Source organism: Christiangramia qingdaonensis (assembly GCF_048381525.1).
In the GTDB taxonomy this organism is placed as follows: Bacteria; Bacteroidota; Bacteroidia; order Flavobacteriales; family Flavobacteriaceae; genus Christiangramia.
Window position 1 is genome coordinate 869,665 of the sequence record NZ_JBLWIM010000008.1, and the last position, 10,590, is coordinate 880,254.

Consider the following 10,590-nt stretch of genomic DNA (forward strand, 5'->3'; position numbering starts at 1 on the left):
CGCGCCCTTGCGTGATTGCGGATGCAAATATAGACTACATTTTCATTTACACAAAACAATTTTAAAGAAATTACAAAAGAAAAACTGTGATAGAGTACTCCTGAATTGGAACTAATTAATTATGAATAAGTTGTATACTATTTCATAAGTGCTGGAACATTTCTATAAACATAGTCCCCATGTTTTCCCGTAAATAGTTTAGCCATTTCTTCCATAAATTCTGATCTTTCATCTTCATCTGCCCATTGAGAATTTACAAGACCTTGTTCCTCTTCAAAGAATTCTTCAATATCTCCAAGCTTATCGAATACGAATACTTCATTCATTTCACGAGCATTTGATCCCCATAGATGCCTGTGCGTATAGTAACCCTTTAATTTCTTACTCCTTTTAGTGATGTTTTCGTAATACTGCTTAAAGTTCTCTGGCGTTCCCTCTCCATTCATACTTAGATCTGCAGTCCTTACATAATAAATCTTTGGGTTTTCTTTATCTACAGTTTCTGGAATTGAAAATTGCATGGATTGATAGATCTCATCCCGATGATCTGGAGAATAATAAGACTGTTGTTTTTCAAAGAATTTCTTTCTGGATTCCTCATCTTTCCAGCCTTCAGCAATAAGTTCTTCAGTTCTGCTGTTCGCCTCTTCTATATCGTTCCAGGTTCTGTAAACATTCACAAGAACAACTTCCGAATTATCTGGAGTAAAATAATGCGTATAAACGCCAGAACTAAGAATAAGGTCATTTCTACTGGTAACCTTTTCAAAATACTCCTTTTCAGTATCTAACCATCCCGAGAAATCTGTATCAGGATCGTCACTCCAGTGAGTTGTGGTCATCGTAATGTAAACCGGTTCATATTGCTCGGTCCCTTCAGCTTCCTGCGCGTATGCTGCAAGCTGAAAGCCCAGGAATAAAAGAATGCTTAATTGAATAGTGCTTTTCATTTTGTCAAGTTTTAGTTATTAAAACACAGCAAAATGGTTGGCTCAATGTAGGATTGGAGTAATTATAGCCTGTAGGATAATTCAGAAATAGGGAAGCGCTCTATCACAGAATATTCTAAAGATACAAATAAATGTCAACTAACACATTATCAATTACCTATAGAACTTCAGCAACTGTAAAATTACTACCTCCAATATAAATTAGATCTTTAGTATCAGCTCTTTTCCGGGCGGTCGCATATGCTTCGTAAATAGAAGAATATACCTCACCATTCAAACCAAATTTGAGACTTTCTTCCTGCAGGATTTGAGCAGGCATTCCCCTGGGCACATTTGGCTTTGCAAAGTAATAGTCGGCGTCCTTCGGAAATAATGGTAGAATAGAGTTCAAATCTTTATCGTTTACTACTCCCAAAACTATATGTAATCTGGTAAAATTTTCTTTCTGAAGTTGCTGCAATACCAGCTTAAGCCCTTCAGAATTGTGCGCAGTATCACAAATAATTTTAGGCTCATTGCCTAAAATCTCCCACCTCCCTCTTAAACCCGTATTGCGCTGTACTTTATTTAGACCCTGAATTATAGCTTCAGAAGTAATCTTCCACCCACTATCCTGTAATACCTTAATACTTGCCAGAACTGTCTTTTTATTATACTTCTGATAAGTTCCTATAAGATCGGAATCAACTTCAGGTAACTCAAATTCATCTGCAAAGAATATAGGAGAATTCATCTCAGCGGCTTTTACAATAAATACAGGCATGGTTTGATCATGTCTCTCACCAACTACAACTGCAACAGAATTTTTAATTATACCAGCTTTTTCAGTAGCAATTGCAGGCAAATCTGTTCCCAGAAATGCAGTATGATCCAGACCAATATTGGTTATTACAGATAATTGAGGAGTAATAATATTAGTTGAATCTAAACGTCCCCCAAGACCGGTCTCAATAATCGCAATGTCAACTTGGTTCTTTGCAAAATAGTCAAAGGCCATTCCCACAGTCATTTCAAAGAAACTAAGTCGGTTGCTTTTCAGAAAAGTCTGATTCTCTTCAATAAAACTAACAACTTCTTCTTCTGAAATCACCTCACCATTAATTCTAATTCGTTCTCGAAAATCCTTAAGGTGTGGTGAAGTGTAAAGCCCCGTTTTATAGCCGGCTTCCTGAAATATCGAAGCAAGCATGTGACTTACCGAGCCTTTACCATTCGTACCGGCTATATGAATACTTCGGAATTTTTTTTCGGGATGCCCAAGGTGTTCTGCAAGTTTAAGGGTATTGGAAAGATCCTTCTTAAACGCACTTTTCCCTACCCGCTGATACATGGGTAACTGCTGAAACATCCACTCCAGAGTTTCCTGATAGGATTTCAATTATTCGGTAAGTTTAAAGTTATAAATTATGGTTCCAACCTGTTTAGAAGGTGCATTGGAATCACTGTTGAATCTGGTTGCCAGAGCGGCTCTTCTAGCAGGACCTGTTAGACAGGCTGCACTATTAGTAGTGCCTTTCATACCGGGCTGAGCACTTACTACGCGTCCGGTTTGATCTACCACGATCTTCACTACCACGATTCCAGACTCATTACAATCCTGAACAAATTTCTCTTTGTTCAAAGCTTTTCTTCCTCCAAGCCTGTAATTTCCATCACCATCCAATCCTGATCCCTGCCCATAATAAGAACTGGCGTTGGGATCACCATCTGGGCTACCTTTATCTCCAGCCTGGTTGTCGTTACCCTCACCGCCGGTAGCAGTTCCAGATCTTTCAGGTCCGTTTAAGATACTACTTAAGGCATCATTAGTAGATTTATCTGGCTTTGGCTCCGGTTTCTTTACCGGCTTTGGATCTTCCTTCGGAGGTTCCGGTTGCTTCGTTTTAACTGGCGTAGGTTGTTTTTTCTTTTTCTCGATCACAGGAGCTTCTTCAGTATCCTGGGTTACAACTTCCTTTTCGATCACAGGTTCAGACTGCACCGGTTGAGCTGCTGCCTGCTTAGGAGCAGACTTTACCGGCTCAGTAGGTTGCTTGTCGCCAGAACCAACTTCCGAAGTACCAAAATTTATCGCGATCCCATTCTCAGGCGGTGGATCTAAATACGTCATTCCGAAAAAAATCAACAGAAGAATAAGCAGCACATGTAACACTACAGTGATGGTAAATGACTTCTTCTCATGTTTAGTTTCCAGCATCGACATTTTCTATTCAGGTTTTACTGCTAATACGATCTTATAGCTATTACGATTGGCAATATCCATTACGTTCACAGCTTTCTCAATTGGCACTCCTTCTTCAGCCCGCAAAATAATCGTTGGATTTTCTTCTCCGGCAAGTTTCGTCTTCAGTGTAGATTCAAGTGTGCTACTACTTATACGTTCGCTATTAATATAGAACTGCAGATCTTTTGTGATACTCACAGAAAGTGTTTGCTGACTGGTGGTCTTACCCTTTGCTTTTGGCAAGATAAGATCCAGCGCTTCCGGAGTGATCACAGGTGAAGTCAGCATAAAAAATATGAGTAGTAAAAAAACCACATCGGTCATCGAACTCATACTAAATTCCGGACTTACTTTATTTCTACCTCTTAAATTCATATTAAGCCGGTTCGTTTAACAGGTCAAGAAAATCTACTGCAGTTGCTTCCATCTGGTGCACTACTTTATCAGTTTTTACAACAAGGTGATTATATCCAATATAGGCTATAATACCAACTATAAGCCCAGCTACCGTCGTGGTCATTGCTGTGTAAATACCTTCTGCAAGAGCTCCCATTTGAGCCTGCCCACTACTCGTTGCCAGTTCATGGAAAGCAAGCACCATACCAATAACGGTTCCAAGGAAACCGATCATAGGAGCAGCTCCGGCAACAGTTGCCAGAATACTAACGTTTTTTTCAAGCTTGTAAACTTCCAGTCTTCCTGCGTTCTCTATAGCGGTATTGATATCTTCCAGCGGACTCCCAATTCTGGAAATACCTTTTTCGGTTAATCTCGCCACTGGAGAATCACTTTGAGCGCAACGAATTTTTGCAGATTCAATGTTGCCACTTTGAACACTATCTTTGATCTGGAGCATAAAATTTTTATCTACCCTACTGGCCGCTTTGATCGCGAATAATCTTTCAAAATAGATATAGACTGCCGCAAATAATAAGACAAATAGAATGATAATGATGATCTGGCCACCTAGACCTCCGCTAAACATCAAATCAAATAAGGAAAGAGTTTTCTCCTCTACGACTGGTTCTGCTACCTGAGCAGCATCTACCACCTCGTCCTGCTGTAAAAAATTAAGCATATGTATAATTGGGTTTTGTAATGTAACGTGCTATCGCGCTTTAAATTGTAAATCAAATTTAAATAAAGAAAAGCCCGCTTTCACGGGCTTTTTCAAATTATTTGCACAAACTTTTAAACAAGCTGTTTCAGAGCAACTTCAAAGGCAGTTCTACTGATATTCGTCTTGCTGCTATTATTATTAAATGTATTCTGAATGGCATTCTTGATCGTCATAGAAGTATCATTAAAGATAGCCTCGTCGGTCATTTGCACTCTTCTTTCCATGAAATAAGCGAAAACTCTGGCCATCCCGCAATTGGAGATAAAATCTGGAATAAGACTTACTCGCTCATCAGTATATTCCATAATAGGACCAAAAAAGATCTCTTTATCTGCAAACGGAACATTCGCTCCACAGGAAATTACTTCCAGTTTGCGATCAATCAGGTTCGTGATCTGTTTCTTGGAGATCAATCTCGAAGCTGCACAGGGAGCAAAGATTTCTGCATCAAGCTTCCATACTTTCTCATTCACTTCTTCAAAAGGCATCACCTTGTCGTGACGCAGGGCATTTCCATCTTTATCAAGAAACATTTGCTGGATCTCTTCAAAGCTAAAACCTTCCTCATTGATAAGACCACCTGCTCTATCGATAATCCCAACAACTTTAGCACCCATTTGTGCCAGGTAATAAGCAGCAGCAGAACCTACATTTCCAAATCCCTGTACGATCGCACGCTTACCTTTTATATTTCCGCCATAAATTTCATAGAAATGATGAACAGCTTCTGCTACACCATAACCGGTAATCATATCTGCCACCGTGTATTTTCTACTGATGTCTGGAGAGAAGTTAGTATTTTCCAGAACTTTGATCACACCTTGTCTCAATTGTCCAATTCTGTTGATCTTATCTGCTTCCGTAGGTTGAAAATGGCCATTAAAAACACCTTCCTGCGGATGCCAAACACCGCAATCTTCAGTAATTGGAATTACCTCATTGATTTCGTCTACATTTAGATCTCCACCGGTACCGTAATAACTTTTCAGCAATGGAGAAACAGCCTTATACCAGCGTTCTAAAACACCCTTTTTACGGGGATCTGCAGGGTCAAAGTTAATTCCCGATTTTGCTCCTCCAATTGGTGGGCCAGAAACAGTAAATTTCACCTCCATGGTCTTTGCCAGGGAAAGCACTTCATTTTGATCCAATCCCACACGCATTCTGGTACCACCACCGGCAGCTCCTCCCCTAAGAGAATTGATTACCGTCCAGCCTTCAGCATCTGTTTCTGAATCCTTCCAGTTAAAAACAATTTCAGGTTCTTTATTCTCGTATACTTTGAGTAATTCTTTCATTTTTGGATTATTTTGAAGCAAATATAAAAAACTAAGCAGGCTCTATTCCGAATTTGATAAAATATTCAGGGTTCGTATATACGTCCTGAAGAATGATCCATTTTTGCCCCGGTGACTGAAGACAGGACATTTATTTCTCCTCTTAATTTAAGCGCACCCAGAAGTGCAAATATTAAAGCCTCTTTATAATCTATGATTTCTTTCTTCGGAATTACAAATTCAGCATCAGAATGTGATCTAAATCGTTCAATTAGAAAACTATTAAAAGTGCCGCCACCAGTTAGAAGTATTTCTGAAGTTGAAGCATTTTTCAAACATGCAGCGATCTGTATTGCAATATGCTCACTAAAAGTTCGAAGAATATCAGGTATTTCCATGGAGTAGGAATCGATCAAAGGCAACACGTATTTATCTACCCATTCTATTCCAAGTGACTTGGGAGGAGCTTTTTGAAAATACTTAAGGGCGTTTAAATGCTCCAGCAATTCTAAATTTACTTTCCCGGTTCTGGCCAGTTTGCCATCCTCATCAAAATTTTTACCAAGGCTGCGCATGTAATGATTAAGCACCGTATTTACTGCACAAATATCGTAGGCTATTCTTTGTCCCTTTACTTCTTCGGAAATATTGGCAAAACCTCCAAGGTTGATACAATATTTATATTTACTGAATAATATTCGGTCTCCTATTGGAACCAGCGGAGCGCCCTGACCACCAAGTTCTACATCCTGCACTCGAAAATCGCAGACTACAGGAACGCCGGTTAGACTCGAAAGTTTAGGTAAGTTTCCTATCTGGAACGTCAAACCCCTATCTGGCCTGTGTTTTACAGTGTGTCCATGACTACAGATCGCATCCAGAAGATCAATGTCGTACTTAGCAATAAACTTCAGAATAACTTCAGAAAGATATTTCGTGTAATCCTGATCTAAATCATTCAATTCAGCTGGCTCTAGATGGGAAGAATTCTTCAGTCTCTTCAGCCATTTTTCAGAATAAGAAATAGTTTCAGAATATATGATCTTGAAATTCGTAGCATTGCTGAAGCTCAATTCGGTAAAAACGAGATCGACGCCATCCAGAGAGGTGCCAGACATGATTCCAAGTAATCTATACTCGTTTTTTTTCATATTCGTAAAAATACTCAATATCAATTGAATTATAGATACCAAAAAGCTATCTTTGCCCTCCAAAAATCAGTTTTTTATAAATTTCTTTTCAGATGGATTTTAAACTTACCGAAGAACATATAATGATACGTGATGCCGCTCGTGATTTTGCAAAGCAGGAGCTTTTGCCGGGTGTTATCGAGAGAGATGAGAAGCAGGAATTTCCGAAGGAGCTTATCAAAAAGATGGGTGAACTTGGTTTCCTTGGAATGATGGCGTCACCAGAATATGGCGGTGGTGGAATGGATACCATTTCATATGTGCTTGCGATGGAGGAACTTTCCAAGATCGATGCATCAGCTTCAGTAATGGTATCAGTAAATAACTCGCTGGTTTGCTGGGGGCTTGATACCTTCGGAAGTGAGGAGCAAAAAAAGAAATATCTTTCTAAACTTACTACTGGTGAAAAATTAGGTGCTTTTTGCCTTTCTGAACCAGAAGCAGGTAGTGATGCGACTTCACAGAGAACAACGGCTATAGATAAAGGTGATCATTACATCCTTAATGGTACTAAAAACTGGATCACCAACGGTAGTTCAGCCGACTTTTATCTTGTGATCGCTCAAACAGATAAAGAGAAAAAACATAAAGGGATCAACGCTTTTATCGTTGAAAAAGATTCTGAAGGTTTTGAAATTGGACCTAAAGAACAGAAGTTGGGAATTAGAGGAAGTGATACACATTCTCTGAATTTCAATGATGTAAAGGTGCCTAAAGAGAATAGAATTGGTGAAGATGGCTTCGGATTTAAATTTGCCATGAAAACGCTTTCTGGTGGTAGAATTGGAATAGCGGCACAAGCACTTGGAATTGCAGCAGGAGCTTATGAGCTAGCCAAAGATTACTCGAAGCAACGTAAGGCTTTTGGAACAGAAATTTGCAATCACCAGGCAATCGCCTTCAAACTGGCAGACATGCATACTCAAATCGAGGCGGCACGTCATCTGGTTATGAAAGCCGCATGGGACAAGGATCAAGGAGAAAACTATGATCTTTCAGGTGCTATGGCGAAACTTCACGCATCCAAAACCGCGATGGATGTTACTGTTGAAGCAGTTCAGGTTCATGGAGGAAATGGATATGTAAAGGAATATCATGTAGAACGATTAATGCGAGATGCAAAGATCACTCAGATTTACGAAGGAACTTCTGAAATTCAGAAAATTGTGATCTCAAGAAGTATTCTTAAGGACTAAGTTCTTCGGAATTTTTATAAAGCAAAAGAGCAGCCAACTGGCTGCTCTTTCTATTTTTGGCTGATTATTAAATTTATTTCGCTGCAATAATCTTAGCAGAATAGATCTCTCTATCTGTAGTCATTCTCACAATATAGATTTGATTCGACTTCGTTCTGAAATCTACGTTGAAGCTTGATATACTTGCAGAGTTCACCGCAGAATCTTTATATGTTGCGAGTAATCTTCCATTAAGATCAAACACCTGGATTGTCACATCTGAAGTATAGTCGAACAAATATCCGATATTCAACACATCTCTAAATGGCACCGGAGCCACGCTAAACAGCGGATCTGATGTTTCAGTTAAGGAAGTGCTGGTAGAGGATTTCTGTGGTTTACCACCAGAACTAGGAGAATAAATCATAGAATTATTTCTTTTATTTAACTGAACATCTATTGGTTCAGCTTCTGTTAATAATCTTTGATTATATTCTTCTGTATTCGTGGTACAAACATCTGCATGAGCAATTACATAAAACCCTGTAACACCCTGTACAGTAATAGGCTGTATAGTTGTAGCATAGGTATAATCACCTCCATTTGAATTAAATGGATACTGTCCCGGTGCCACGGTATATTCTACTGTTTTTCCTTTCTTTTTCCACATATATGGCTCCTGACCAACATAAGTATGAACCCCACCAAGCCAGTAACCTGATAACATTTCATATGAAACTGATACTTCTCCACTCTCATAGATCACATCTACATAGCCTACCAATGTTCCTTTATTAATATCACATTGTCCAGCCGCGGCATAAAGATCCATCCTAAATGTATAACCATTCTCTGAAGTGAATTCACTCAAACTAATAAAATTAGTCCATCCCCAACGATTAGCATTAATTTCTAAATCATAGGATGCATTAGTATCATCTGGAACTTCATTGATAAAGCAATATGACTTATTCGGGCTACCTAAGTTATCCCCACGTTTAGCAAAAGCGGTTTCACAGGTCATACATTCTGGTGTAACCAAAGATGCAGGGCTCTGTGTCGACAAACATAAATCTGGACTCTTCGCTATAACAAAATAGTCTCCAACTGCTATTCCAGATATTAATCCAGCTGTCTCATTTGGAGGCGAATCATAAGTCATAAATTCAGAATTTGGCACATCCTCTATTGTAGTGAATCCTTCCTGAGAAACTACAGCGTATAAATATCCAGATACATGATTAGTAATTTGAATACTACCAAAATAGGTAGAACCGTCAAAACTATCACAAGTTGGATTGATTTCTTCCAGGATTACATCAATTGGAGTATCTATTTCAATTGGAGTTGTAAACTCATAATCAGTTTCGCAGAAAGTCGGACTAGTTTTAGATCTTGCAGTTAAAACATAGGAGGTTTCATAGTTCAACTCATCATAACCATCAATTGGATAATCCGTAAAAACGTCATCAGACTGACCTTTAACAACTAATCTAAATTCGAGCCCATTTGTATCGGAGGTTACCTTAATTGAAGGTTTTTCACCAAGACAAGTTAATTGCGGCTCTTCTGTTTTAATTATTGGGTTTGCATTCACTGTAATCTCTGCTACTGCCTGACATCCATTCTCATCAGTATATGTAATATTTGCGGTACCAGCTGAAACTGCTGTCACAACTCCTGCATCTGTTACTGTTGCTACTGAAGTATTATCTGATACAAATGGCGTCGCATCTGCAGGTGTTCCTGAATAATTCAAACTTACACTACCGGCTGTTTCTCCAACACTAAGACAGATCGCTTCATCATCTATGGTTGGGTTTGCATTCACCGTAATCTCTGATACTGCCTGACATCCATTCTCATCAGTATATGTAATATTTGCGGTACCAGCTGAAACTGCTGTCACAACTCCTGCATCTGTTACTGTTGCTACTGAAGTATTATCTGATACAAATGGCGTCGTATCTGCCGGCACACCAAAGTAATTCAGAGTTACACTACCGGCTGTTTCTCCAACACTAAGACAGATCGCTTCATCATCTATGGTTGGGTTTGCATTCACTGTAATCTCTGCTACTGCCTGACATCCATTCTCATCAGTATATGTAATATTTGCGGTACCAGCTGAAACTGCTGTCACAACTCCTGCATCTGTTACTGTTGCTACTGAAGTATTATCTGATACAAATGGCGTCGTATCTGCCGGCACACCAAAGTAATTCAGAGTTACACTACCGGCTGTTTCTCCAACACTAAGACAGATCGCTTCATCATTTATGGTTGGGTTTGCATTCACTGTAATCTCTGCTACTGCCTGACATCCATTCTCATCAGTATATATAATATTTGCGGTACCAGCTGAAACTGCTGTCACAACTCCTGCATCTGTTACTGTTGCTACTGAAGTATTATCTGATACAAATGGCGTCATATCTGCAGGTGTTCCTGAATAATTCAAACTTACACTACCGGCTGTTTCTCCAACACTAAGACAGATCGCTTCATCATCTATGGTTGGGTTTGCATTCACTGTAATCTCTGCTACTGCCTGACATCCATTCTCATCAGTATATATAATATTTGCGGTACCAGCTGAAACTGCTGTCACAACTCCTGCATCTGTTACTGTTGCTACTGAAGTATTATCTGAT

Annotated in this window: 9 protein-coding genes; 1 reads left to right on the forward strand and 8 read right to left on the reverse strand. The window is 39.2% G+C overall.

All coding sequences use genetic code 11. From position 1 onward, the window contains the following. Window positions 1–137: 137 nt before the first annotated feature. The 7 genes from ACNI3T_RS04780 to ACNI3T_RS04810 form a co-directional block, all read right to left on the reverse strand. Window positions 138–950, reverse strand: coding sequence for a hypothetical protein (locus ACNI3T_RS04780; protein ID WP_418226835.1), 813 nt, complete (start codon window positions 948–950; stop codon window positions 138–140). A gap of 157 nt (window positions 951–1,107) precedes the next feature. After that, a complete protein-coding gene (locus ACNI3T_RS04785; protein ID WP_418226836.1) occupies window positions 1,108–2,328 on the reverse strand; it encodes a bifunctional folylpolyglutamate synthase/dihydrofolate synthase in 1,221 nt (406 codons plus the stop codon). Continuing rightward, window positions 2,329–3,153: an energy transducer TonB gene (locus ACNI3T_RS04790; RefSeq protein ID WP_418226837.1), complete on the reverse strand. Its 825-nt coding sequence runs from the start codon at window positions 3,151–3,153 to the stop codon at window positions 2,329–2,331. Between the two features lie 3 nt (window positions 3,154–3,156). Then, a complete protein-coding gene (locus ACNI3T_RS04795) occupies window positions 3,157–3,549 on the reverse strand; it encodes an ExbD/TolR family protein (protein WP_418226838.1) in 393 nt (130 codons plus the stop codon). 1 nt (window position 3,550) lies between these two features. After that, entirely contained in the window at window positions 3,551–4,252 is a 702-nt protein-coding gene (locus ACNI3T_RS04800) for a MotA/TolQ/ExbB proton channel family protein (protein WP_141876786.1), read from the reverse strand. Window positions 4,253–4,365: 113 nt separating this feature from the next. Further along, window positions 4,366–5,592 carry a Glu/Leu/Phe/Val dehydrogenase dimerization domain-containing protein gene (locus tag ACNI3T_RS04805; RefSeq protein WP_418226839.1) on the reverse strand — a complete coding sequence of 409 codons (1,227 nt, stop codon included), beginning with the start codon at window positions 5,590–5,592 and terminating at the stop codon, window positions 4,366–4,368. A 65-nt stretch (window positions 5,593–5,657) separates the two neighbouring features. Next, complete coding sequence (locus tag ACNI3T_RS04810; RefSeq protein ID WP_418226840.1) at window positions 5,658–6,722, reverse strand: anhydro-N-acetylmuramic acid kinase; 1,065 nt, start codon at window positions 6,720–6,722, stop codon at window positions 5,658–5,660. A 92-nt stretch (window positions 6,723–6,814) separates the two neighbouring features. Between ACNI3T_RS04810 and ACNI3T_RS04815 the strand changes: the two genes are divergently transcribed. Beyond that, window positions 6,815–7,957, forward strand: coding sequence for an acyl-CoA dehydrogenase (locus ACNI3T_RS04815; RefSeq protein ID WP_418226841.1), 1,143 nt, complete (start codon window positions 6,815–6,817; stop codon window positions 7,955–7,957). Between the two features lie 73 nt (window positions 7,958–8,030). Here the strand turns inward: ACNI3T_RS04815 and ACNI3T_RS04820 are convergent. Continuing rightward, window positions 8,031–10,590 (reverse strand): Ig-like domain-containing protein (locus tag ACNI3T_RS04820; RefSeq protein ID WP_418226842.1); only part of this gene is annotated, 2,560 nt, incomplete at its 5' end.

Excerpts from the sequence above, each read along its gene's own strand:
- ACNI3T_RS04780 (WP_418226835.1), bottom strand. The coding sequence starts at position 950 with ATGAAAAGCACTATTCAATTAAGCATTCTTTTATTCCTGGGCTTTCAG.
- ACNI3T_RS04790 (WP_418226837.1), bottom strand. The coding sequence starts at position 3,153 with ATGTCGATGCTGGAAACTAAACATGAGAAGAAGTCATTTACCATCACT.
- ACNI3T_RS04795 (WP_418226838.1), bottom strand. The coding sequence starts at position 3,549 with ATGAATTTAAGAGGTAGAAATAAAGTAAGTCCGGAATTTAGTATGAGT.
- ACNI3T_RS04800 (WP_141876786.1), bottom strand. The coding sequence starts at position 4,252 with ATGCTTAATTTTTTACAGCAGGACGAGGTGGTAGATGCTGCTCAGGTA.
- ACNI3T_RS04805 (WP_418226839.1), bottom strand. The coding sequence starts at position 5,592 with ATGAAAGAATTACTCAAAGTATACGAGAATAAAGAACCTGAAATTGTT.
- ACNI3T_RS04810 (WP_418226840.1), bottom strand. The coding sequence starts at position 6,722 with ATGAAAAAAAACGAGTATAGATTACTTGGAATCATGTCTGGCACCTCT.
- ACNI3T_RS04815 (WP_418226841.1), top strand. The coding sequence starts at position 6,815 with ATGGATTTTAAACTTACCGAAGAACATATAATGATACGTGATGCCGCT.